The organism is Galbibacter pacificus (assembly GCF_029603165.1).
GTDB classification, from domain to species: domain Bacteria; phylum Bacteroidota; class Bacteroidia; order Flavobacteriales; family Flavobacteriaceae; genus Galbibacter; species Galbibacter pacificus.
On the sequence record NZ_JAQSVC010000003.1, the window covers coordinates 499,927 to 525,852 of the forward strand.

The following is a 25,926-nucleotide window of genomic DNA, read 5'->3' on the forward strand; positions in this document are numbered from 1 at the left end:
TCATGATCAAGAATTATTTTAAAATAGCATTTAGAAATCTCTGGAAACGCCGCGGGTTTTCTTTGTTGAATATCTTAGGTTTGGCCATTGGTTTTACTGCAGGATTTCTGATACTGATGTATGTCGATTTTGAGCTCAGTTATGATAATTTTCACAGTAAAGGAGAACGAATTTACAGGGTGGCTTCGGATATCGAAATTAATTCCAAAGAAAATCAAGCCAATAAGCCGGACTGGGCAACCCCTCCTCTATTGGCATCTCAATTCCCTGAAATTCAGTCGGCGGTACGTATCTTATATATGCCGTTGACTGTGCGTAACAATCACCTGAAGTTCAGGGAGAATAATGCCATAGCGGTTGATTCCGGCTTTTTTGAAGTTTTTGATTTTAAGCTGCGCTCCGGCAATAAAAAAGAGGCCTTAAAAACCCCCTTTAGTGTAGTACTATCTGAAACCGCATCCAAAAAATATTTTGGAAATGAAAATCCAATGGGAAAATCGTTGCAGATACTCGATAAGGGTTTCCAGGCTAAAGTTACGGGCATTATGAAGGACATTCCCGGGAACTCCCATATAAAAGCAGACATGCTCTTGTCAATGACCACATTTACCCAAGTTTTAGACAAAGATTTAGACACTGACTGGGGTAATTTCGAACCTTATGCCTATGTGCTGCTCAAACCCAATGTGGATGTAGCCCAATTAGAATCGAAGTTTCCTTTATTTATGAAGCAAAATTTCGAAAAACAAATGGAAGCCTCCAAAATGTATATTGACTTGCTATTAGTTCCCCTCAAAGAAATATATATGCATGCAACCAGAGGTGGTCCTGTTACCGGGAACATCCATAACATATATGTTTTTTCGATTATTGCCGTTTTCATCCTTTTAATAGCCTGTATCAATTTTATCAACCTAACCACGGCACGCTCCGTAGAACGTGCCAGAGAAGTCGGCATTCGCAAAGTGGTGGGTGCGAGTAAAAAACAATTAGGCCATCAATTTCTAGGGGAATCTGCTATTATCAGTGTTTTGGCTTTTTTGGTTTCACTGGTTATACTCAAGGCGCTATTACCATCCTTTAATGTATTGGCAGGCAAGGTCATTAGCGAAGGTATTTTTTCAAACCCCAATCAAATCATTATTTTATTTCTTTTTTCTATAGCGGTAGGCCTTATGGCAGGCGCCTATCCTGCTTTGGTATTGACCTCTTATGATCCTGTAAATGTGCTAAAAGGGTCCTTTTCTAAGAGCAGTCGAGGGGTCGCCTTAAGAAAGGGCTTGGTTGTACTGCAGTTTGTCATTTCGATTACGCTGATTATCGGAACGATTGTTATTTATATGCAGACCGACTATATGCGCAGTCAGGAACTCGGTTTTAATAAGGAGCAGGTATTGGTTATGGAGACACAGGTATCCCCGGCTCAAAAAGCCTTTAAGGATGCCATTAATCAACTTCCCGGTATTATTGGTACCAGTAGTTCTTCAAGTGTCCCGGGGGGTGACAATTCAGAAGCCCTTTCTCAATTAGAAAACAAAGACGGGGATCTACTACAAACAGTTGTCAACTTATATTTTGTCGATTTTGACTACCTCTCTCAACTCGATATCGAGCTTATAAGCGGCAGAGGCTTTTCCAGGGACTTTGCTTCCGATTCGACACAGGCGATGATAGTGAACGAAGCTGCAGTGGAGTTGTTGGGTTATACAAGCCCTGAAAGTGCTCTGGGAGCAAGGTTTAAGCAATGGGGTCGTGAAGGACAAATAATAGGGGTTGTAAAAAATTTTAATTTTAATTCCTTACAACAACAGATTGAACCTTTAAGTATGCGGATTGAACAAACGCGACTAAATCTGATTACTGCTAAAATAAAAGCAAATACCATTGAAAAATCAATATCCCAGATCAAAAGACAATGGGAAATAGCATTTCCGGAAGAGCCGTTCGATTTTTATTTTCTAGACCAGCTTTTGGATAAGCAATATCGCAGCGAACAACGCTTTGGAACCCTCTTTTTATGGTTTGCCATTTTGGCCATTACAATTTCCTGTTTAGGCCTTTTAGGACTAACCGCCTATAGTATCATTCAACGAAAACGTGAAATAAGTATTAGAAAAATACTCGGAGCTTCGGTATCAAAGGTAGTCAACCTTGTATCCCAAGAGTTTTTAAAATTAATAGGAATTGCTTTTTTAATAGCCATACCCATATCATGGCTGGCAATGAACCAATGGCTCAAAGATTTTGCTTTCCGTATCAACATCCAATGGTGGATGTTTGTCATAGCTGGTGTTATCGCGTTATTTCTCGCGCTAATCACCATTGGTTTCCATTCGATGAAGGCAGCATTGACAAACCCTACAAAAAACCTGAGAACTGAGTAAAACAAAGCATCATGATCAAGAATTATTTTAAAATAGCATTCCGGCATCTATGGAAAAACAGGCTTTCAACGGCTTTAAATTTTGTGGGGCTTACCGTGGGATTGGCCAGTATCATGACATTGGGTTTTGGCGTGTATGCCTATCACAGCGCCGATGCCTTTATAGAAAATAAAGAGGCCCTATATACGCTAAAAACCGTTGAAACCAATGGAAATGTCTCCGATCAAACTACCTATCCGCTCTTAGGGGAAATTGTACATTCCGCTCCGGAGGTTATAGGAGCCACTCATATACAGGGCTGGAATTGGCCTTGGTTAAAAGTAAAAGACATTGAAACGCAAAAAAACACAAAATATGTAGATACAAGTTTCTTTAAAGTTTTTACACTACCCTTAAAATACGGAAATTCAAAAACTGCATTAAAAAACAAATACGATATTGTTATTTCAGAAGAAGTTTCCCGGCAATTGTTTGGAGATATCAATCCGGTGGGGCAGACCATTCAGGCAGACGACAGCTTAAATTTAACGGTACAAGGTGTTTTTAAGCCTATAAATCCTTATTCTTCGGTAGCATTTGATGTTTTACTGCCAACGGCATTGCTCGAATTAAACCCCGGGTTTAAGCAAGGGGCCGATTGGTACAACACCTTTGCAACGAACTATTTAAGGGTGAAAAAAGATACTGATATCGAGGCTCTTGAGCACACTGTTCTCGACATTGCCATGAGAAACTATCAAAACACCGAGGGCCTTAAAAAATTAAGACTTGACTCTTTTTTAAATTATCGGGAAGGTTACAATCCCACGGTCGGAAAAATAATAAAAGGTTCCCTGGCCACGATCTTTTTCATTCTGTTAATCGTGGTAATAAACCTTTTGAATTTAAACACCTCCATTATATACAACCGCCATAAAGAGTTGGCCGTGCGTAAAATCATAGGAAGCGGTAAACGCAGTCTCATTATGCAGTTTTGTATTGAAAACGGAATCCTTGTCTTTACCGCGCTCCTGCTTGCCGGAATTTTATTCGTTCAAGTGCTTTTGCCGGCCATGAATGCTATTTACGGATCCAGGTTTGGAAACATCCATTTTAATTTAGGCAGCGATTATCCCTTGCTTTTTGGCTATTTCCTTATCGGGCTTTTAATCACTTTGACAGTCGGGGTCCTGCCAACGCTTAAAATTATTTCTTTTCCGGTCGTTACGGCTATCAAGGGAAAGATACACAACTCCAAAAACAGTTTTTTTGTACGCAATGCCTTTATCACGGTTCAATTTGCGCTGGCCATTATTTTTATATGTACGGCATTGATCTTAAACAATCAGATACACTACATGCAGAACGTCCCCCTTGGTTATGACGCGCAAGGGGTAAGTATTGTAAAATTAAATTTAGATTTTAAGGACAGGGAAGCTGCAAACTCACGAATTCAAATTTTACTGGAGCAATTAAAGAACAATCCCTATGTACAGGGTTTCGCTACCACCGAAGTGATTCCTACGGCCTACCATTATAATTACAATGATTTCTATGATCCGGTAACAAAAGCCGAACTCAATATCCGTAAAGGATTTACGGGAACCGGTTATTCCAAAACATTTGGGATTCCGCTCATTCAGGGCAGGGAATTTGATGAACGAAGAGACGCCTCTGAAAACAACTCGGTTATGATCAACAAAAAGGCCATGGAGGCCTTGGGATGGAAAGACATTAAAAACAAGCAATTGACAGAAAAAGGCGGAGCGGAAGAAACCTATAATGTCATCGGGGTCATGGAAGATTTCCATTATCAGGACATGCAAAAAAGCGTCGAGCCTATTTTGCATTATTACGGCGGAAAGCGTGGTCTTGGATACAATAACAGGTATTTAAGCATAAAAACAACCCCGGGAAAGGAAACGGTGGTTTTAAATACGTTAAAGAAGTCCTTTGATCAAATCCCCTCCAGACATGCGTTTGACTATGAATTGCTTGAGAGTCGTATACACGGGCAATACAAACTCTTGGAAGGAATCCTGGGCACGGTGAACTATGTTGCTTTCCTGACCATTCTCATCTCATCTTTGGGCATGTTCGGGTTAATTTCCTTGATGGCCAGAAAACGTATAAAAGAAATCGGAATCCGTAAAACCCTGGGGGCCGGGGTTGGAAAGATTGCCTATTTATTATCAAAGGATTTTATAAAACTGGTTTTATTGGCCTGCCTGATCGCATTCCCGATTGCCTGGTATGTCATGGACAAATGGCTGCAGGACTTTGCATATCGCATCGCCATTAAATGGTGGATGTTTCTATTGGCAGGGGTTATTGCCCTGTGCATAACAGCAGTCACCGTTGGTTTTCAGTCCGTTAAAGCAGCTCTGGCCAACCCTGTAAAGAGTTTACGAACCGAGTAAAACATCAAAAAACGAAGCAGTATGATCAAGAATTATCTGAAAATAGCCTGGCGGAACCTATGGAAAAACAAATCCGTCTCTGCCATTCATATTATCGGGCTTGTCGCCGGTATGACCTGTTGTCTTTTGATGCTCCTCTACATTCAACACGAGCTTAGTTATGATAAATTCCAGGAAAAAGGGGACCGAATTGTCCGTGTTATTATGGAATATGGCAATGGAGACACTACCAATAAAGGAAATTTTACGGGCACCAAGGTACTATCAACATTTAAAAATAATTTCCCCGAGGTAGCAAATGGGGTTCGTATGTATAAAAACAAGAACATCGTTAAAATAGAAGACCATGTATATAAGGAGGATCGGTTTCTCTATGCGGATGCCGCTTTTTTCGACATTTTTTCATTCCCCTTGTTAAAAGGCGCTGCTAACGATGTATTGAATGCTCCCCATAAGGTAGTGCTTTCTGCAGCTACCGCACAACGGTATTTCGGAGATAAAAATCCGGTTGGCAGGACCATACAAGTTGGTGCTAACCAGACAAATTACACCGTTACGGGGGTAGCGGCGGACTGTCCGCCCAATTCCCAAATCAGATTTGATATGCTTGCCTCCTTTTCAAGCCTCCCTGCTGCCAAGGTAGAAGAAACGTATTGGAGTGCCAATTACACCACTTATCTCCTGCTAAAAAATCAAAATTCCATAGCGTCCCTTCAGCCTAAAATAGCACCTTTTATGAAAAGGGAATTAGCCTCCGAAGATGATGGAAACGGTTCTTATATCACTTATGAACTAGAGCCTTATACCCGCGTACATTTATATTCCCCCTACGATGGATTTGAACCAAACAGCACTGTACAATACCTCTATATTTCCGGATGTGTTGCTTTGCTGATTCTCACGATTGCCTGCTTTACTTATATCAACCTGAGCACGGCGCGGTCACTGGAACGGGCCAAAGAAGTAGGCATCCGAAAAGTTGCAGGGGCACAAAGACGGCAGCTCTTCTGGCAATTTATTAGTGAGTCCACGTTGGTTTCCGCTATTTCTTTGTTCCTGAGCGTCCTCCTTTTGTTAATACTACTCCCTGCTTTTAACGACCTTACTGGAAAAACCCTCTTATTTTCTGAAATGTTCCAACCTGAAATACTCGCCGCTATGTTGGGAATACTCCTATCTATTTCGTTCTTGGCAGGCAGCTATCCTGCTTTTGTACTCTCTGGTTTTAAATCAATTAAAGTCCTCAAGGGGGCATTTCACCGCTCTTCTTCAGGCAATTGGGTCAAAGGGTCCCTTATCGTGTTTCAATTTGGAATCTCTGTTTTTCTAATGATTGCCACCTTGATTATGCAAAATCAGCTACATTATATCCGAAACAAAGAACTGGGGTACGATAGGGAGCATGTATTGACATTCCCTTTAGACAACAGGACGATGGCTAAAATAGCGCTCATCAAAAAGGAGTTTAAACAAAACCCAAATATTTTAGCGGTATCCAGATCAGCGGAATTACCTACGCGGATTAAAGGCGGTTATACCATGTGGACAAACCGTATGACCCCGGAGCAATACATTATGACTGCCGGGAATGTCGTAGACGATGAATTTGTAGCAGCCTGTGGTCTGCAGCTTATAGCGGGCAGCGGCCTGTCCAAGCAAGATATCCGGGATGTTTCGCATGCCGATTACGATAAGAATTATTTTCACTTTATCATCAATCAATCGGCGGCAACCGCATTGGGATGGTCTCCCGAAGAAGCCATAGGAAAAAAGATGACCTTTAGCTACCGAAATGGGGAAGTCAAAGGCGTTATAAAAGATTTTCATTTTGCTTCGATGCATACCCCCATCAAGCCATTGGTCCTCTTTCCCGATACCTGGAGCCGTCACCTGATTGTTAAAACCTCAGGGAATGATCTAGCGGAAACCATCGCTTTTTTGGAAGACAAATGGCACAACATCATTCCATACCGCCCTTTTGAATATCAATTCATGGATGAATCGTTTGCCAAGCTTTACGCAAGTGAAATGCGTATGGGGAAGACCCTGGGCATATTTTCGGCCATGACTATTTTACTAGCCTGCTTAGGCCTGTTTGGTTTATCCGCTTACACCATTAAACAGCGCTCTAGGGAAATTGGGATACGAAGGGTTCTGGGAGCGTCCGCAACGGGCATTACCCGCCTATGCTCCATACAATTCGTAAAACTGGTCTTCTTGTCCTTTCTAATAGCCTCACCCCTGGCTTGGTGGATTATGAATGTATGGCTTCGCGGTTTTGTTTACCATATAAATATCCAATGGTGGCCGATTGTCGCTACCGGAGTAGCCGCTGTTGCCATTACTGTAATCACGGTAAGCTTCCAATCTGTTAAAGCAGCGCTGGCCAACCCTGTAAAGAGTTTACGAACCGAATAAAACATCAAAAACAAAGCAGTATGATCAAGAATTATCTGAAAATAGCCTGGCGGAACCTATGGAAGCGCAAAACCCATTCCTTGATCTGTATTATCGGGTTGTCTTTGGGGTTAACCTCATGCCTTTTGATTGCTACGGTAGTGTTGAATGAACTGAGCTATGATCGAAATTGGTCAAAATCAAACAGGATTTACCGCTTAATTACAACGGATAAAAATTTCAATACAAAGACCGCATATGCACCCGTGCCGATCGCTCCGGAATTTAAACAAGATTTTCCAGAACTTGAAAATTACTGCAGGATGGTTAGCCAGGAGGGCGCATTTAAATTCAATAAAACAGGGGAAACTTCCATTACGTATCTCAATGCCGAGGAAACGGTATGGGACCTCTTAAACTTTAAAGTGCTAAACGGAAATCCCAGCGTCTATAAAGAGGGCTATCCCAATTTAATTATTACGCAAAAATTAAAGGAGCAGTTTTTTCCAAACACCGATCCGGTGGGTCAGGTCATTAAAAGTGTCTCCAATTATGAAACAGCCAAAAATTACTTAATAACAGGCGTTATAGAAACATTGCCCACAAATTCCTTTTTTCAATCAGAGGCGATCGTTGTGGAGAAATTAAATCCCGGCAATAATGTTTTAAATCCAAGGGGGGCAAGTACCTGGGCCCAACAATTTTTCCTGCTCCGTCATGATGCATCGCCCACGCAAGTCGCCAAGCAGTTAAACACCTGGTTTTACCAGAAAATGAAGGGCACGAGCTGGAATCTGGAATTTTCCCTTCAGCCGTTACAAGAGGTGTATTTAAAATCCGAGGCCATCACTTCGCAAAAGACAAAGGGAAATTTAATGCACCTCCAGGTCCTCAGCGGGATTGCCATCTTACTACTTTTGATTGCCTGCATTAATTACGTTAACCTGACAACCGCCAGAATAGACGTCCGTGCCAAAGAAACCGGAGTTCGTAAAATTCTAGGTGCCGACAGAAAGGTGCTGTTTGTACAGTATCTGTGTGAATCTGTTTTGTTTTTTTTCATCAGTTTTTGTGCAAGCCTTGTGCTGTATCTGTTTTTATTACCGATCGTGGAATCTTTTATAGGGCATCCGCTTTCCATGAATTTATTGAATCACGCCCCTTCCGTTTATACGAGTGTCATTGCATTATTCCTGTTAAGTGTCATAACCGGAATATACCCTGCCATACTGCTTTCCAAACCGGATCCACATGTAACCGTCAGTAAAGGACATGAGGTAAAGAGAAGAAATGTGGTCTTTCAAAAAACATTGGTGATTTTGCAATTTGCCATTACTTCGGGGGTTTTGATTGCTTCCCTGACCGTTCATGAACAAATGAATTATTTATTCGGTAAAGATTTGGGCTATGAAGCGGAAAACTTAGTCAGGCTTGATTATACCGAATATGGCAGCAAGGCCGCATTTTTTAAAAATGAACTGCTACGAATACCGGAGGTGGAACAGGTCAGTATTTCCCGGTGGTACCTTCCCGAAAACGGTGGAACGGGCAGCATGGAAATGGAAGACCCCATGAATTCCAATAACAAAGTAAAGGTATGGTTTATAAACGGCGATAAGGATTTATCAAAGACCCTAAGATTACACCTTGTTCAAGGGCGAAATCTGGACGACCCTTCTCTTGGCGGCCCTTCGAATACTTCTGAAAATGATACCGTAGCAAATCCCATTGCTAATCCAATTTTAATAACACAATCTACCGCAAAGCGATTCGGGATTGCTGAATTGAATAAGCCCAATAAGCACTTGGATGCCATTCCGGTTGGCATTGTGAAGGACTTTCACAATCAATCGCTGAGAAGTCCGATGCTGCCAACGGTTATTTCCTTATCGAAAGATGCACATTCCGGGTATTTATTGATGCGATTATCTTCGGGGGCCTCTACGCGTGTCATCAATAAAGTCAAGGCTGCCTACCAAGAATTTTATCCCAACAACAGTTTTAACCTCTCTTGGGTGAAAGACGGCTTGGAGAAAGAGTTCAGAGCGGAAGCAAAATTGCAAACCTTTATACAGGTCTTTGGAGGTATCATTATCCTTTTATCCTGTCTGGGGCTTTTCGGTCTGATAATGTACATGGTTCAACACAGGGTTAAAGAAATAAGTGTACGAAAAGTACTGGGGGCATCCGTAACCCAGATCTTAGTATTGCTTTCAAAAGAGGCAATCCTGCTAATTATTCTGGCCGTATTAGTTGCGGTTCCTGTGGTATGGTACGGATTGGATCAATGGCTCAGAGGCTATGTTTACCGTATCGATTTAAGCGGGAAAGTATTTGTTATTGGGAGTTTAATCATTGTATGCATCGCCATGATCACCATGAGCTTCCTTACCCTCAAGGCCGCTCTTGAAAAACCATCGCAAAACCTTAGAACCGAGTAAAACATCAAAAAACGAAGCAGTATGATCAAGAATTATCTTAAAATAGCCCTACGGAACCTCTGGAAAGATAAAACCTTTACCGGACTTAATATGTTAGGGCTTACTGTGGCCTTTACCGTAGCCATTTTATTAAGTGTATATGCCCTTTTCGAGCTTTCTTATGATCGCTTCCATGAAAATATCGACCGCATATATAATGTCTACACGACAGCGCAATCCCCTGACGGTCCCGAAGTGAGCACTGCCAAACCGATTCCTTTTGCACTGGCACTTCAAAAAGAAGTACCGGGAGTTGAAAAAATCACCAAATATAATGGAGGCAATGTACTGGTAACTTACGGGGATAAACAGTTAAGGATGGAAGCCGCCTATGTAGATCCCGACTTTTTTTCCATTTTTAGTTTTCCGGTAATTAAAGGGAACGAGCAGCATTTAGTTGAAGATGAATCGAGCATTGTTATTACCCAAAAAACGGCTAAAACCTTATTCGGGGAAGAAAATGCCTTGGGAAAAACGGTCAATATCCTACAGCAAGGACGGCAACGGCCTTATACCATTTCATCCATTTTAGAAGACATTCCTACGCAAAGCACCATGCGGTTCCATTTGGCCTTAAACTTTAAAAATCAGTCCGATTTTGTATATGCCGATAACCTAACTAATTGGGAAAAATCCAATCACAGGGTTTATCTAAAACTCTCCGAAGGGGTAAAACCATCGCAATTTGAAAAGGCCACCAGAAGTTTTACGGCATTGCATCGTGAGAAGTTTATCAACGATCTTAAAAGGGACGGGGTGCTGCCCGATACGAATGGGCAATATATCCAACAACGGCTCTTACCTTATAAAGACATCCATTTTGCAACCGAAAAAAACGGTACTGCCAGGACCAGCCGTTTATATCCCTATCTGGTTTTAGGCATTGCTTTTTTGATACTCTTTATTGCAAGTGCCAACTTTATTAATATGAGCATTGCCAAAAGTTCCGGACGGCTTCGGGAGATAGGGATGCGAAAAACCCTGGGGGCAAATAAGTTTCAGCTCTTCTTTCAATTTTGGGGAGAGAGTGTCCTGATCTATTCGTTGGCTGTTCTCATGGGAATAGGGCTGGCCCATTTATTATGCGGACAGTTCCAAACCGTTTTTAGAACAGCTGCCTCATTCACTAATGTAATGGGCCCGTTGACCATTTTTGCCTTTTTTACAGGGGTTGTGGTAATTACCCTTATTGCCGGAGGTTATCCCGCTCTGTTCATGACCAAACTAGGCATCCTTCAGAGTTTGAAGGGAAAAATGGAGGCCTCCGGTAAAAACCGTTTGCGGGATGGCCTTTTGATAGTACAGTTCGGAATTACCATTCTCCTTATCAGTGGTACCATGATCTTATGGGATCAACTGGAGTATATGCGGAGCAAAGATGTGGGCTTTAACAAAGAACAGGTCATTGCCTTTCCGCTAAACGGAAAAAGAGAAGATGCCCAAGCGATGCAGTTATTGCGAAATGAACTTGCCAATACCCCGGGGATTGTCAACATCACGGCATCCAATAATATTTTAGGATTAGGGAAAGACGGCACATCTTCTACCAGCGCAATGGGGTTTGATTACAAAGGGCGCGGCGTGACTACCAATATCCTGATCGTAGATCATGATTATACAGAAACCCTGGATTTGCAGATTTTAAAAGGGCGTTCTTTCAGCAGGGACCATAAAAGTGACAGTTTGGGACTGGTCATCAATCAGGCCATGGCAGATGCGTTACAGGAAAAAGACCCCTTACGGGCACATATAATTCTCAATGACACCGTGCGTTATTCCGTAATCGGGGTGGTCAAGGACTTTAATTTCCAAGGTTTTGATAAAACCATTGCGCCCCTGACGCTGTTTCTTAACCCCAAATGGAACATGCGTAATGTGTATGTTAAAGTATCGGGCAGCAATCCTTTGCAATCCATGGACCGAATAGAAAGAGCTTGGGCAAAAATTGAGCCCAATGCCGAATTCCTGGGCTCTTTTCTGGATGAAAATATAGACCGCACCCTCATAAAGGAACGTTTGATGACCAAAATGATCGGTAGTGGTTCCATTCTAGCTGTCATTTTAAGCTGTGTGGGGCTGTTTGCCATGTCATTGCTCGTGGTCAATCAACGAAGGAAGGAAATCGGGATCCGAAAAGTCGTGGGAGCGAGTGTCGCTACAATTACCATCCTGTTGGGCAAGGAATTCTTAAAGTTGGTCGGGATAGCCTTTTTAATTGCCGCCCCCCTAGCTTGGTGGTTTAGTTTTCAATGGTTACAAGGATACGTATACCGAATAGACCTAAGTGTTTTGACCTTCCTTTTTGCCGGTGGTATTGTGTTGGTTATTGCCATTGCAACCATCGGCACTAAAACCATCGGAGCGGCCTTGCAAAACCCTGCAAAAAGTTTACGTACCGAATAAGGGGCGTGGCAAAAGCCCCGGATACCGATAGCCGAAAGTCAAAACACCAATAACAACATTAAAATCAAATAAAACATGCTAATAGAACTTAAAAATATTTTTAAATGGGTAAACTCCGGGGGGAACCGTTTCTTTCTCTTGAAAGACATCAACCTCAAAATCGAGCAAGGCGCTTTTATTTCGGTCATGGGACCTTCCGGATCAGGAAAATCCACCTTGCTTAATATCTTGGGAATGCTCGATACTTTCGATGAAGGGGATTATTATTTCAACGGGCAGCCCGTGCATCAATTAAAAGAAAAATACAGGTCGCGGTTATACAAGGAGCATATCGGTTTTGTTTTTCAGGCCTATCATTTAATCGACGAACTCACCGTTTATGAAAATATAGAAACCCCGTTACTTTATAAAAAAGTGAGTTCCCCTGAAAGGAAAGCACTGGTATCCGATATGTTGGACCGCTTTAATATCGTCGGAAAGAAAGATTTATTTCCTGCTCAATTAAGTGGCGGCCAACAGCAATTGGTAGGTGTTGCCCGGGCATTGATAAGCAAACCAAAACTTTTACTGGCCGACGAGCCCACCGGAAACCTTAATTCAAAACAAGGAGCGGAAATCATGGAACTTTTTAAACGGTTAAACCAAGAAGACGGTGTTACGGTCGTACAAGTAACACATTCCGAAAAAAATGCTGCTTACGGCTCGCAAATCCTTGAATTATTAGATGGAAGAATCATAAGCAAATAACCAATTTGGGAACATACATTTTTCATTCGTTGTATGCGCTCATCTCATCGTACTTCTGTTGAAACCCAACGGAAGAAGCATTTTTCATGCATTTATTTAAACAAAATAATAAAAATCATGATAAACAAGCATATTATTTATATAGGCATCCTCATGGGCATTCAACTGTATGCGCAAGAGAAGGTGCAAGCGCCCTTGACCTTGGAATATTGTATTGAAATGGCCTTGGATAATAACCTGGACTTAAAAAAATCAACGTTATCAAAAGATGCCTCACAGGTTAATTTCAACCAATCAAAAGCGGCCCTGTTGCCTACCTTGAATGCCAATTACAATCTAGGGGTTAGTAACGGGCGCAGTATTGACCCCTATACCAATGATTATGTGGATCAAAAGTTAACCTTTTCCAATGCCGGACTGAACCTTAACTTTACCGTTTTTAACGGGTTTAGGCTTTTAAACAGCATCCGGCAAAGAAGATATAGTTTAAATGCCGCAGCAATGGAGGTAGCAGAACAAAGGCAAAATTTAATTTTGGAGGTAACCCTGACCTATCTTCAGATCTTAAACAACCGGGATTTGTTAACGTTGGCGAAATCCCGACTGGAAACTACCAGAAATCAATTAAAGCGATTGGAGTCCCTGTACGAAGAAGAATTCGGCAACCCCGCCGATTATACCGATATGCAGGGGCAACTTGCTTTGGATATGACCAGTGTGATAAATGCCCGAAACAGCTTAAAAGAAGCCAAACTAAACCTATTTCAGTTATTAAATACCGCTATGGACACCGATGTTGATTTTGTTTCGATACCCGTTACCGACATCATTAAGGAATATCCGTATACCGCCGATGAAGTATTCTCCGATGCTTTGGCAAACATGGCGACCTTTAAAGCAAAACAATTTCGGTTAGATGCCGCCGAAAGTGGTATAAAAGCAGCAAGATCCGGCTACATTCCCAAAATCTCCCTATTCGGTCAGTTAAACACTAATTATTCAAGCGCTGCCCAGTTCTTTACGGAAACAGGTACTTCAATAGCAGAAACCGGCGGGTTCGTTACCGTGAATGGTACCGACTATCCGGTACTGACGAATGAAACAATTTTTTTTGGAGAGGACATCCGTTATATGGATCAAATTAAAAATAATGTCTATACCTCTTTTGGGGTTGCCGTTACGATTCCGCTATTAAACGGATTTCAATCAAAAAATAACGTGGCCCTGGAAAAGATAAAGCTTGAAGCGGCTAAAATAGACCTGCAAAGCACCACACTTCAATTTAAAAATGCTATTGAGCAGGCGTATATAAAAATGGAATCGGCGCTCGAACGGTACCACATCTATAAAAAACAATCAGAGGCCTTTGATGAATCGTTTCGAATTAATGAAATCCGATTCAATAATGGAGTTTCCAATATCGTAGCCTACCTCACCAGTAAAAACAATATGGATAATGCCATGATCAATTTATCCAATGCCAAATATGAATATTTATTAAGGGTTCGGGTATTGGAATATTACAGAGGCGTATGATGGTTAAATGTTCGCTAAACATTTAGTATAACACGGCATAATCAAAGACCGATAAAGCCGTTTTTAAAGCGGATGATTTGGGGTGGCAGCACATTGGAAATCATCCGTTTTAAAAATGATAGGCAAGCGCCGATTGAGCGTCCCGTAAGTTTTGTTGTTAAACTTCCCATATCAAAACGGTATTACGAGGTAAAACAGACCGCTTTCTTAATTCTGTGTTCTGGAACCTGCCCTTGATTAGGTCTTTGACAAGACCCACCCATCGCGGTTCAATGGTATTTACTCCCATATTTTTGATTTTGTTTACAAAAGCCGGTGCCTTTCCTGCGTGGCTCGGGAAGTACAAAATAGACAGAACGCTCCTTGAAGTATGAGCGGTTTGGATTTTACTATCCCGGAGATTATTTTCCGTAATGGTAACGACACGCTGCAATCAATAACTGCTCGTTTACATATTTGTAGTCCAATCAATGTTCCGATGTGATTCGTCTTGACCAATAAGCCTATAAATCGCCCTTTAAAGCGTCGGGTTTTCCAATACCCTCAAAAGGTGTCCGCATACAGCTTTTAATCAGTTCGTTAATCCATTTTACTATTTTCTTATCGACTTTCTGCCAATACAAATAATCTTCCCAAGAAGAAGTAGACCGAATTAATCGCATCTATTCCATCAAGCCTTTTTCCATCCCATTTCCTGCTTCCAGTTCTTTGATAGCGTTTAATAATACATCCCTGTTCTTTCCAGTAAGCAGGTAGGTAGTTTCCTTTAATGAATTATGTTCATCCAATGATACCAAAATAAGGTCTTTACCGTCTTTGCGCTTGATAATGACATTGCTAACATCATTGATTACCTTATCGAACCAATGCTTCAGATTTGAACGAAAGTCCGTATAATTTACTGTTTCCATAATACAAAGATGATAAAAGTACTTAAACAAGTGCGTATTAAAAGCTTGCTTTTAGGGATGGAACTCGTGTATGTATGGCCGGCTACCGAATAGAGTTGAATATTTTTCAAAAAAGCGGGTATTTCTTTTTTTTGTGATCGGTGCCACCGCACGGATATCATTATGGAATTACACCATGCGCAGTCCGGACGCTTAACTAACGATCTTGATATTGCGATTACAGTGACCGATTGGGAACAATGGTTACGTGTTGGGCAGGAACTCCTAAAGTTTGAAGATTCCACCAAGGACAATGACCAAAAGCAACGGTTCATTTATAAAGATACGTTTCAATTGAATAGGGTGCCTTTTGTAGAAATAGGTGCCATTATTGGCGGTAGTTTTTTATAGTTTTTCTATTATTTCCATAATATCATTTTGTCCCCAATGCTCTACATATTTTCCATCTCGTAATCTTACAAAATCCATCACATTAAAAGTCACAGATTTATTTGTGGGCTTATGTCCCATAATTTCACCTGTGTGAATTACGTGAATCATTTTTCGCGTGGCAATAATATCATCTTCACCAATTTGCTCGAGAATTTCAATGTCAAAATGCGAAAACCCCTTATGTAGCATTGAAGCAACTTGTTTCAGTCCATCTATATTATTAGGAACGCCTTTGGGCGCTGTGTTGTTAATGAAATCATCTGCTATAATTTCGTCCAAAACCTCAAAATTTCCTTGTTCCAAAAATTCTTTATTGAATTTTAAAACGGAAGCTTTATTTTTATCCACTGTACTCATATTGTTCGTATTTTCTCTATTTGACAATCAATATTTTTGTGATTTTTTCTTGGCACGAAACTAATAGAATCAAGTGCAGATATGAATAAAATCAATAATTTCACTTCTATTGTTTTAAAAAAGTTCATAGTAAAAAATTAATTCTTAGGCTCTAGGTTTTTAAGTTTTGCCAAATTACCGCCGATGTTTCTCGTGTATGGCTCGTTGAGGGAAAATCCGCGAGGACTTTCCGAGAGGAAAGTCAGAAGCAATGATAACTATAGCCGGTGTTCTAGTTATTGGGTGTAGTTATTTTTTATCCAAAAATTTTAAAAATTCATCTGCCGTCATAACAGGTAATAATGATTTTTTAAAGTCCTTTCCGTTTCTTGTTATTATTATTTCACATTCTGATTCTGTTGCACTGAAATATTGTAAAGCATCTTCAAAATCCTTAACCGAAGAATTGAGTCCTTTTTCAATCGTTTGTTCATCGAGACAGCATATTTCACAGATTATCTTAAATTTTCTTAGTTTTTCCCTCGCTATTTTTCCGTTCTCAAATTTTGCTAGAAAATAGTTAACTGTAGCAAACGAAATAGGCGAAACAACCATTGTTAGTTTCTCTTTTTCAGCTAAGGTTGCGATTTTTGCAATCGGTTCGTAAAAAGGTTTGCGCTCCCCTAAAAAGTCCAACATCACATTTGTATCTATAAAAATCCTTTTGCTCATTTATATTTCTCAAATAAATAATCAGAATATTCTTTTTTATAGTCCAAATCAACTGGAATTTCAGTTCCGGTTGTGATACTTTTTACGAAAGGTGAAATTTCGAACTTAGCGGGGTCATTTTCAGAAGTCAAAGATTGTAAATAGGCTTCTACAATACGAGACAAACTCATTTTTTTGTTAGAAGCATACGCTTTAGCTTTTTCAATAATATGTTGATCAAGCTTTAGTGTTAATTTAGTATCCATAACAAAATTAATTTATACGTACAAATATAATAAAATAATCCGTATAATTTGTTTTGTCAATGATTTTTGATGTGCGCTTTAATTACACCCAACTGTCTTATAACAATCAGTTGCGGATTGGTTAAAAACTAAGATAACTAAAATCACCGACTTTTGTCTATTTCCGAGCGTGCTGACATTTACAGTCAGTACGCCGTAATTACGGTTAGCATCTATGAAAAAGAGCCTATCGAATATCTTTAAGATTCACTAAAATCAAAAGATATGGAAACTCAACAAACTGCTTCGTCTAAATTATTCAATGGCATTATTTGAATGGTTAAACCATCAATATCTACTTGTTGTAGATTATCAAAGCCGTCTTCAAACCAAGGATTAGCTGGTGCCCAACCTACAGGTTTCGTTGCCATAACATCAACCAAAACATCATCAAATTTAAAACGACATATAACATCTAAATCGGCTGTTTGTTTAAAACCTCTTTTAGATAGTTCTTCCCCTATTTCTTCTAAATGAGCTACGGAAGCTACTTTTATACTGATATCAACATCCTTTGTAGGACGTACATCATCTGCTGCTGGGTCATTAATGTATAGGCTTACTGTTGCTCCTCCTACATAAATTACTTGACTATTGAGGTCTCCTAAAGCTTTAGCAACCTTTTGGATAACTTTTCTATTTATGATGGTATTTTTCATTCTAATTAAGTCTCTCTTTTAATTCATCCATAGCCATTTTCTGTTCTCTTACACTACCTAAACGTATAGCGTCTAATAAAGATAATAATTCATAAAGTTTTACATCCTTTAAACAAGCCTTTGGAACATTTGGATGTAACGGTTCAACAGAAAAACCTCTTTGACTCCCTTCGCTATATGGCCAAACAAAATTTTGGTTACTTTGAATCTTATTTACCAAAGGCATCGCACTATGAGCCGTAACTATACCTCTTACCATTGCTCCGGGTTTTTGCGGATACACATACTTGAGGCCAAAAAATACAAACTCTTGAACTGCTGACATTAGTACTCTTTTCTTATTACTTGCGATTAAACCTGCCATCATACTTCTGTTTAAGGACTCGCTTACTTCACTTTGACTTATATAAAGTTCATTAGCTATATCTTTCATATACCATTGTTCCTTTCCTTTGGCTATAATTTTCAATAATATAACTATGTCATGAGGTCGCATTCCACTATGTTTTTTCATTACCTATATATTTGTGATTCGCGATTCGCGATATGCAAATTTAATAAATTTTTATTTGGTTTCAACTACAAGATAGTTATTGTGTTTTCTCTATGTATTAATCCTGCTTCTATAAATTTGGTGATATAGCCTCCTGCCGTTTTGTGTGTGATGTTTTGCTTAATTGCGATTCAGTAAAAGCTTTATTCTAGTCATATAGAGGCTTTTATAAGCTCCTTAGAGATTAAAAACAGTGCTACGATCAGTTGCTGTAAGTCGATTTTACTATTGGACAGCCTACGTACATTATGGACCAAGGTGATCAGTCCAAAATCGGCTGAAGCTGCTGAGTAAAACAAATCCTCCCTTTTTTGCCTTTTTCATACATTGGTCGATAATCTTTTTGTAAAACTTGGCATCGGTAGGATACGTGATGTTCTTTTCCTGAGCGGTGCTATCTACACTCACACGGGTGGCCTGTCCTTACCGCGCCTGTCTATCAAATGCTTCAGGATTTTTGCTATCCCGGGCTCACCAATACGTTGCCTAAAGTGTACCAGGTCACTGGCCGCACAGGGCTGTCCCCATTATTGATGTTGCTGTTCACTAAAATATTGAAAACTTATATTTCAAGCTTTTCATGATACTGATCTAAAATATCCGTGGGCAGTGATTTTAGGTATCTCTGCGTGGTGTTCAACTTACTGTGCCCCATCATCGCCGAAATAGCCTCCAAAGGAATGTTCTGGAGCATCGCCTGGGTGGCAAAGCTATGCCTGGCCACATAAGAGGTAAGCCTGTGTTCTATATTACATTTCCCGGCTATGATCTTGAGCCCTTTATTATAACGGTGGCGCTCCCACATGATATCCTTATATTGCGCTTTTAAATCCGTCCGCTTTATAATATGAAAGATAAAATCTTCCTTCTTCTTGCCCTCGAGGTAATACTTAAGGATTTCATGCAACTGGCCCGAGATCTTGATGTCATAGATTTTAGAGGTCTTCTTTCTGCGAAACTGAACCCGTCCGTTTACGATGTTCTTCTTTTTTAAAAAAGCCAGGTCCACAAAGGACATTCCGTACAGCATATAGGATATTAAAAAGAAATTCCGGTAATGGAAGATAGCCGATCCCCTTCTGGTCTTCAATTGCATAATCTTACGGATGCTCTCCAGGGGCAAGGCCCGTTTTTGTGTGGGCTGCATTCTGATTTTATAATGGTAAAAAGGGTAGGCCTCCCGTTCGATAAGTCCTTCTTTGATCCCTTTGTTATAGATGGCCCTTAAGGTACGCATATAGCAAGCAACGCCGTTGATCGAGTTGCCCTCTTTGGAGAGGTGGTGTTTTTCAAATTGTATTAAAAATTCATAATTCACCTCATGGAACTTAACATCCTTTCCCTTGGTAAAATTCTTAAGCACCGATAACAGCACACCGTATGCCTTGGCAGAACCATAACGCTGCATTTCATTAAGTTCCCTGACCTTGGCCTCCCCGAATTTAAAAAAGGAACTGTACGCATCGCTTCTTGTTATTCGGGACTTCACCTGATTGATGGACATATAGTTCAGCATCCCTTTATCGTGAAGCTTGTTTATGATATCGGCGGCCTTTGCTTTCTCTTTCAGCAAAAGATTGTTAAGCCTTCCTACCGACTCGGTCCCCTCATACTTATTTTTGATTTCATTTTTTCTGGAATCCCAGTACATTTCCTTCACTGAAAATCCGGTGGCTATCGAAGTACTTCTTCGGTGATGGGTCAACCGCAAAATAATTGGAAAAGTCCCGTCCATTTTGCATCTTCGCGTATCTAGTGTGAGTGATAAAAATGTTTTCATAAGCAACAAGTTACTGAAAAAATTTGCACGCCATTTGCAAACAAAAGTTTGATGCTTTCTGTATTGATTTAAACACAAAAATTATCAATATATTGATAATAAGCATATTACAATTTTATAAGTTTCCGAAAATCCCTATTTTAAAAAACTCCTAAAAAAGGTATATTTCTAAATATTTTGTTGTGTACACATAGTTACTTAGATTGGTTAAGCAGCGATTCATTTGCGGTTTAAAATTATATTTAATAGCTGAATATATTTCAAAAAAAGTAGCTCAGGAACTGAAGGAACGTGGGATTAATTATATCGATGTTGCCGGCAATGCGTTTATAAGGCATAATGATTTAACGATCTTCGTAGAAGGTCAAAAGAACACAAAGAAAGACAAGACAAATCAATCACGAGCTTTTCAAGAAACAGGGTTAAAAATTATTTTTCATTTATTAAATAAGCCCGAAAGCCTCCATGATTCTTACAGAAGAATTTCGGAACTAGCTGATGTGTCCATAGGATCGGTAAGCAATGTAATGGGCGAACTAGAAGCCTTAAATTACTTATTGAAAACAAGTAATAAACGAGTTCTTAAAAATAAAAGAGAATTATTAGAACGTTGGGTGGTCGATTTTAATGCAACCCTTAGACCTCGAATTCTCAGAAAACGAATGCGTTTTATAGATCAGGAACAACTAAAAAACTGGCACACTATAGATTTACATTCAGAAAATGGTTCTATCCTTTGGGGAGGTGAACCTGGAGGGGGCTTTATACAGACAATTTAAGACCTGAGCAATTTACCCTATTTACAGATTTAGAACTTTCTCAAGTCGCAAAAACATTACGTTTAATTCCAAGTGAAACCGGTACCGTTGAAATCTTGCAAAAATTTTGGAAAGATAACAATACGAACAACCAAGCCGCCCCCCCCACTTTTAGTATATGCAGATTTAATAAATAGTGGCTATGGAAGAAATATAGAGACCGCAAAAAAATACTAGAGAATGAACTACCGTATATCTAGCGGGAAATTTACGCATCCGCTATTAAAACCTATTTTGTTGGAACTTATAGAATATTACAAAGAAGCAGGTATTTCTTTTTGTAATCGGTGCCACCGCACGGGATATCATTATGGAATTACACCATATGCAGTCCGGACGCTTAACTTACGATCTTGATATTGCGATTACGGTGAACGATTGGGAACAATGGTTAAGCGTTGAACAAGAACTCCTAAAGCTTGAAAATTTCACCATGGACAATGACCAAAAGCAACGGTTCATTTATAAAGATACGCTTCAACAGGATATTGTGCCTTTTGCATACAACCATTTGAAAGTTTCATTTTATTTAATGGTATTATTATTAATAGACAAATCATCCCAAAAAACCAGAAGATCTTTCTTTTTTGTTAATGGTAATTGAAGTTTATAAAGGCATTTTTAGTGATCCTTTTACCTGCTGCATTCCAATACTTTTGTAAAATTAAGGCATAAATTCTCAGAAACATATACAGCCACATTTCTTTTAATCACACGATCAGTTCATGAAATGCAGGAACTAATATAAAAAATTACGGTATTCCCCTAAAATTCACATTGGTAAAACTCATCTAATAATTTATGACATAGCATAAGTTTGAAATGTTGATTTTCAACAAAATTGCTTCGAAGGCCAAGAAGTAGAACTAAATGTTTAATTAAATCCAATAATGTGATGAAAAAAAAGAAGATCACTTTAAAGAAAAAATCCCTAATGAATCTTCAGGATGATCAGATGAAATCTCTGATCGGCGCCGAAGAAATGTCTAACGATTCAGGAGCGACCTGTGATGCAACTATTAAGTTACCAGTAGTTGATGAATCATGCTGCAGAAGATCTTGTTAATTATTAATCCTAAAACTTTTTTATGAAAAAAAAGAAAATCACTCTTGAGAAAAAGTCCTTAATGAATTTACAGGACGATCAGATGAAATCCCTTATAGGGGCAGATGATATGTCCGATGATTCGGGTGCAACTTGTGGAGCCACGGTAAAATTAGAAGCTGTAGATGACTCCTGTTGTAGAAGATCCTGTCGAAATTAACAACCTTAACATTCATTAAAATGAAAAAAAAGAAGATAACTCTTAAAAAAACGTCCCTGATGAATCTTCAGGAAGACCAAATGAAATCACTAATTGGTGCTGAAGATATGTCCGGAGATTCTGGAGCCACTTGCGATGCAACAATAAAATTGCCTGCGGTTGAAGAAAGTTGTTGCAGAAGGTCATGTTAACCTTCAAATCAGCAATGAAAATTTGGAATTTAGATCAGGCTAGGATTCGATATATTCAGTAGCCTGTCATTTCAATGGAAATATTCCAGCTCGCAAGGGGCTGGGATATTCCTAAAATAATTATAAAAAGAGATTTTAAAACTTAGAAGCTCCTTAATAATTCGAGAATACAATGAAGAATAAAGTTATAATTTTTAGTCAATTAATGTTGGGGCTTTCCTTAATTATAAACAATCTCCATGCCCAAGAATCTCTACATTCAATAGCCGGGGTCGTACAGGTAAATCAAAGCGGTGAACCCTTGAAAAATGCATTTGTTGAATTATTTAAGATGAGCGATTCAACTTTCGTATTTGCTCAAAACACAGATGATCAGGGGAATTTTAAAATTTCAAGAATAGAAAAGGAGAAATACTTCATGAGAATATCGCATCCATTATATGCTGTATATATAAGCAAGCCAATTAATCTTGTTCACAATGTAAGCAATAAAATTTTTTCACTTGAAGAAAACACAAATGAATTAGACGAAGTGATCGTTGAAGCAACTAGACCCATTGCGGTTTTGGATGGAGATAAAAAGAGTATTTATGTGGAGAGAATTCCGGGTATTGAGGGAGATAATGGAATAGAATTGTTGGGAAAATTACCTGGGTTTTGGATTGAAAATGAATCTTCCATAGCTTTCAATGGCAGTAGTGAAGTAACGATTCTTATAAATGGTAGAAGGCAGGGGTTTAAAAACTCCCAAGACTTAAATCTTCTTAAAACTATTCCTGCAAATAACATTAAAAAGATTGAGGTTATTTCGGGTGGATCGGCCAAATATGACGCAGATAGAGGGACAATAGTAAATATTATAACCAAGAATAAGGCTGTAGATGGATTGAGTGTTAATCTATCAAGTTATTCATATGTGAATGAAGAGATAAGTGATTTTCAAAATGCTTATGTAAACTTAGTTAGCGGGCGATTCAGCGGCTCAGCATCTGTTGGCTATAGAAATTCAAAAAGTTATGGAACTGAAAACGGAAATATTTTTTACGATAATTCTGATGAAGATACTCAACAAGACTACCTAAAAAACTATGATATAGATAGTAAGGTTCTCAGCTTATATTCAAATCTAAATTACAAAATAGATCAAAGCAACGAGTTGAATTTCAATTTTAGTAGCTATAGTACAAATAAGCAGACCAACATACAACAGCAAAATTCTTATTACGGCGAACAAAATTTTATCCTAAAATTTAAAAATTTAAAAAATGCTGAGGACAACCTAACAAGTATGAATCTCTCACATACTTACACAAAAGATAGCTCTGATTTTAAAATTAAATCAAATATAGGATACCTAACAGGTTTTATAGATGAAACACAAAACTTCGAAAATAAGTTTATTACGGGAAGTACAATTGATTCTCTTAATAAAGGCCGTGCAGAAATTCCTTTAGATGGACACCAATTTATAATGGGTCTTGATTTTGAAATACCCGTTTCGGTTTTTTTAATTGAAGCCGGTGCAAAATATACCGATAGTGAGATTGAAAATAACGCAACCTATTTTGACGATATTGATGGCTTAGAAATGCTGAACGGTAGTAGGTCAGATAGTCTAATATACGATGAAAAGGTTTTTGCAGGTTATAGTCTTTTGAGTACCTCTGTTGGTAATATGTCATTTAAAGGAGGCGTTAGAATAGAACATACAGAGAATGCATCCGCATTTCTATCAACGCAAACCATCTCTGCGAACTCTTATACAAATTTCTTACCTAATTTTGTTGTAAGTTACAAAACAAAAAATCTTTCTTCTGCTTTAAAATTCACATCAGGACTAACTAGACCTGACTATGTTTATTTGAATCCATATGAATATTATATCTCAGAATTTTCTTATAGGGTAGGTAATCCAGATTTAAAACCAGTTAAAAGAAACACCATTTCTTTGGAAAATTCACTATTTGATTTTTTGGATATTGATTTGGGCTACCATCGTTATAATGATATGATTATGTTGGTTAGTCGTCGACTTGAGAATAGTCTTTATACCAGAACTAGACCCGAAAATGCCACTTCTATCAATGATTTTTATGCTAGTGTAGGTATTTATTATCGTTTACTTGATAATAAATGGAGTGGTCAGTTAAGCTTCTATGGAGAAACCTACAATTACGATATCAAACCACAATTCGTTACAGATACGAGGGATTTGGATCAATTTCAATATTACTCCGTAAAATTTAATAATAGTTATGAGATTACTCCAAATATTGAAATATTCAATCGTTTTTCGTACCGATCCAATTCAACATTTTACCAGATTTATCAGGCCAGTCGATGGCGACTTGATTTAGGGGTTACAGGAAATCTATTTAATGATTCTTTAAAAATTACCGCAGGTGTTGATGACATATTTAATACTTATAATTATGACAATATCTCCTATTTTGATGGCTATCAAAATAATTATGAAACCGATTTAAGCCTTACCAGATTTAAACTATCGGTAGTATATTCTTTTTCAACGGGATGGAATAAAAATAAAAAATCAACATCTACGGATAATTCAAAAGAGATAACGAGATTTAAGAATTAGATATATGAAAAATAAAGCCACTATTCCTTTATTTATTGTTGAAGAGCACAATGAAGCTTTTTATATATGGATTAATTTTTTAAAACATAGAAAGGATAAAAAAAATTATACCCTATTGCATTTTGATGATCATAGTGATATGACAACGCTAAGGGTGAATACTCCACTCGAAAACGTCTTTGAATGGTCAGATAAGAAGTTAAGCAGATTTACATACGAAGAATTAACAATCGCATCTTTCATAAAAGTAGCATCATTTATTGGTGTGTTTAATAAAATTATCTGGTGCAAAGTGGACCATAAGGTCAAAATGAAAAAAGATTTTTTTATCACCTCTTATAATAATGATGCGAAAAATTTAATTTCAGGCAACCAATTGGACGCTAATCCATTATTAAATAACCCTCACCAAATCGTAAATTACGAAATTGTCGGGTTAAAAGATTTTGAAGAACATGATGCTAAAAAAGTATTGCTGGATATTGATTTAGATTTTTTTTCATGTATTATACAACCAGAAAATAATAATGAAATTATAATTGAAGTAAGCGAAGAAGAATACTTGAATTTTAACCACGATAAATATCATCCTATTAGATTTATTTGTAATAGTATACAATCCAGAGTTCATGAAAACTCATATTTTTTAATTATTAATTATTATCAAGATATATTTCCCAGTCCTAGAAAGGTGAGTGAGGCAATTATTAAAAAAAGAATTCAGGATTTCATAGGGAAATTAAAAGAATTTTCCATCAATCCAGATTTAATTACTATATGCAGATCTGTTTATAGCGGATATACTCCCAGAGATCAGTGGAGATTTATAGAACAGGAATTAAAGAATGGTTTAAGTCAAATATATAAGATGAGAGAAAACTCCATCGCAAGTTTTTAATGAATTTATATATTTAACGGTCAGATCATCATAATCTATCACTAAGGGCGACATTTTATGTCGTCCTTAGTGATTTTAAAAGTGAATATACATTATAAATCGAGATATTGTAAAGTACTGTT

At 38.5% G+C, this 25,926-nt stretch carries 22 protein-coding genes and 1 pseudogene; 14 read left to right on the forward strand and 9 right to left on the reverse strand.

The genetic code is table 11. From position 1 onward, the window contains the following. Window positions 1-2 precede the first annotated feature (2 nt). The 7 genes from PSF86_RS10630 to PSF86_RS10660 all read left to right on the forward strand — a co-directional run bounded on the left by PSF86_RS10630 (window position 3) and on the right by PSF86_RS10660 (window position 14,346). On the forward strand, window positions 3-2,384 hold the full coding sequence (locus tag PSF86_RS10630; RefSeq protein WP_277900054.1) for an ABC transporter permease: 2,382 nt from the start codon (window positions 3-5) through the stop codon (window positions 2,382-2,384). Between the two features lie 11 nt (window positions 2,385-2,395). Continuing rightward, a complete protein-coding gene (locus PSF86_RS10635) occupies window positions 2,396-4,783 on the forward strand; it encodes an ABC transporter permease (RefSeq protein WP_277900055.1) in 2,388 nt (795 codons plus the stop codon). Between the two features lie 21 nt (window positions 4,784-4,804). Further along, window positions 4,805-7,201, forward strand: a complete 2,397-nt coding sequence (locus PSF86_RS10640; RefSeq protein WP_277900056.1) for an ABC transporter permease — start codon at window positions 4,805-4,807, stop codon at window positions 7,199-7,201. 20 nt (window positions 7,202-7,221) lie between these two features. After that, window positions 7,222-9,621: an ABC transporter permease gene (locus PSF86_RS10645; protein ID WP_277900057.1), complete on the forward strand. Its 2,400-nt coding sequence runs from the start codon at window positions 7,222-7,224 to the stop codon at window positions 9,619-9,621. A gap of 21 nt (window positions 9,622-9,642) precedes the next feature. Then, the gene (locus tag PSF86_RS10650; protein WP_277900058.1) at window positions 9,643-12,063 is read left to right on the forward strand and encodes an ABC transporter permease; all 2,421 of its coding nucleotides are present in this window, start codon (window positions 9,643-9,645) and stop codon (window positions 12,061-12,063) included. Window positions 12,064-12,138: 75 nt separating this feature from the next. Further along, window positions 12,139-12,810, forward strand: a complete 672-nt coding sequence (locus PSF86_RS10655) for an ABC transporter ATP-binding protein (protein WP_277900059.1) — start codon at window positions 12,139-12,141, stop codon at window positions 12,808-12,810. A gap of 117 nt (window positions 12,811-12,927) precedes the next feature. Further along, a complete protein-coding gene (locus tag PSF86_RS10660; protein WP_277900060.1) occupies window positions 12,928-14,346 on the forward strand; it encodes a TolC family protein in 1,419 nt (472 codons plus the stop codon). A 401-nt stretch (window positions 14,347-14,747) separates the two neighbouring features. Here PSF86_RS10660 and PSF86_RS10665 read toward each other — a convergent pair. Together PSF86_RS10665 and PSF86_RS10670 are read right to left on the reverse strand one after the other, a co-directional pair. After that, window positions 14,748-15,008 (reverse strand): annotated as a pseudogene (locus PSF86_RS10665) (Txe/YoeB family addiction module toxin). Beyond that, window positions 15,009-15,257: a type II toxin-antitoxin system Phd/YefM family antitoxin gene (locus tag PSF86_RS10670; RefSeq protein WP_277900061.1), complete on the reverse strand. Its 249-nt coding sequence runs from the start codon at window positions 15,255-15,257 to the stop codon at window positions 15,009-15,011. Window positions 15,258-15,419: 162 nt separating this feature from the next. Here PSF86_RS10670 and PSF86_RS10675 point away from each other — a divergent pair, with 162 nt between their 5' ends. Next, a complete protein-coding gene (locus PSF86_RS10675; protein WP_277900062.1) occupies window positions 15,420-15,647 on the forward strand; it encodes a hypothetical protein in 228 nt (75 codons plus the stop codon). On the opposite strand, the gene PSF86_RS10680 is transcribed toward PSF86_RS10675, so the two are convergent. The 7 genes from PSF86_RS10680 to PSF86_RS10715 form a co-directional block, all read right to left on the reverse strand. Continuing rightward, window positions 15,642-16,046 (reverse strand): ester cyclase, encoded by a 405-nt coding sequence (locus PSF86_RS10680; protein ID WP_277900063.1) that lies wholly within the window; start codon window positions 16,044-16,046, stop codon window positions 15,642-15,644. The genes PSF86_RS10675 and PSF86_RS10680 overlap by 6 nt on opposite strands. A 288-nt stretch (window positions 16,047-16,334) precedes the next feature. Beyond that, window positions 16,335-16,757, reverse strand: a complete 423-nt coding sequence (locus PSF86_RS10685; protein ID WP_277900064.1) for a type II toxin-antitoxin system VapC family toxin — start codon at window positions 16,755-16,757, stop codon at window positions 16,335-16,337. Further along, complete coding sequence (locus PSF86_RS10690) at window positions 16,754-17,002, reverse strand: DUF6364 family protein (RefSeq protein ID WP_277900065.1); 249 nt, start codon at window positions 17,000-17,002, stop codon at window positions 16,754-16,756. The genes PSF86_RS10685 and PSF86_RS10690 overlap by 4 nt, the downstream gene beginning before the upstream one ends. 272 nt (window positions 17,003-17,274) lie before the next feature. Then, window positions 17,275-17,700, reverse strand: a complete 426-nt coding sequence (locus PSF86_RS10695; RefSeq protein WP_277900066.1) for a hypothetical protein — start codon at window positions 17,698-17,700, stop codon at window positions 17,275-17,277. Window position 17,701: 1 nt separating this feature from the next. Next, the gene (locus PSF86_RS10700; RefSeq protein ID WP_277900067.1) at window positions 17,702-18,214 is read right to left on the reverse strand and encodes an ATP-binding protein; all 513 of its coding nucleotides are present in this window, start codon (window positions 18,212-18,214) and stop codon (window positions 17,702-17,704) included. A gap of 191 nt (window positions 18,215-18,405) precedes the next feature. Continuing rightward, window positions 18,406-18,552, reverse strand: a complete 147-nt coding sequence (locus PSF86_RS10705) for a hypothetical protein (protein ID WP_277900068.1) — start codon at window positions 18,550-18,552, stop codon at window positions 18,406-18,408. Between the two features lie 263 nt (window positions 18,553-18,815). Next, on the reverse strand, window positions 18,816-20,033 hold the full coding sequence (locus tag PSF86_RS10715) for a site-specific integrase (RefSeq protein ID WP_277900069.1): 1,218 nt from the start codon (window positions 20,031-20,033) through the stop codon (window positions 18,816-18,818). A 203-nt stretch (window positions 20,034-20,236) separates the two neighbouring features. Here PSF86_RS10715 and PSF86_RS10720 point away from each other — a divergent pair, with 203 nt between their 5' ends. The 6 genes from PSF86_RS10720 (at window position 20,237) to PSF86_RS10745 (ending at window position 25,804) form a co-directional block, all read left to right on the forward strand. Next, window positions 20,237-20,812, forward strand: a complete 576-nt coding sequence (locus PSF86_RS10720) for a hypothetical protein (RefSeq protein ID WP_277900070.1) — start codon at window positions 20,237-20,239, stop codon at window positions 20,810-20,812. 219 nt (window positions 20,813-21,031) lie between these two features. Further along, window positions 21,032-21,208, forward strand: coding sequence for a hypothetical protein (locus PSF86_RS10725; protein ID WP_277900071.1), 177 nt, complete (start codon window positions 21,032-21,034; stop codon window positions 21,206-21,208). Next, entirely contained in the window at window positions 21,162-21,455 is a 294-nt protein-coding gene (locus PSF86_RS10730) for a hypothetical protein (protein ID WP_277900072.1), read from the forward strand. Before PSF86_RS10725 ends, PSF86_RS10730 begins: the two co-directional genes overlap by 47 nt. A gap of 720 nt (window positions 21,456-22,175) precedes the next feature. Then, the gene (locus PSF86_RS10735; protein WP_277900073.1) at window positions 22,176-22,307 is read left to right on the forward strand and encodes a hypothetical protein; all 132 of its coding nucleotides are present in this window, start codon (window positions 22,176-22,178) and stop codon (window positions 22,305-22,307) included. A 172-nt stretch (window positions 22,308-22,479) separates the two neighbouring features. Next, window positions 22,480-24,906 carry a TonB-dependent receptor gene (locus PSF86_RS10740; RefSeq protein WP_277900074.1) on the forward strand — a complete coding sequence of 809 codons (2,427 nt, stop codon included), beginning with the start codon at window positions 22,480-22,482 and terminating at the stop codon, window positions 24,904-24,906. A gap of 4 nt (window positions 24,907-24,910) precedes the next feature. Further along, on the forward strand, window positions 24,911-25,804 hold the full coding sequence (locus tag PSF86_RS10745) for a peptide arginase, FlmR/OhkR family (RefSeq protein ID WP_277900075.1): 894 nt from the start codon (window positions 24,911-24,913) through the stop codon (window positions 25,802-25,804). Window positions 25,805-25,926 lie beyond the last annotated feature (122 nt).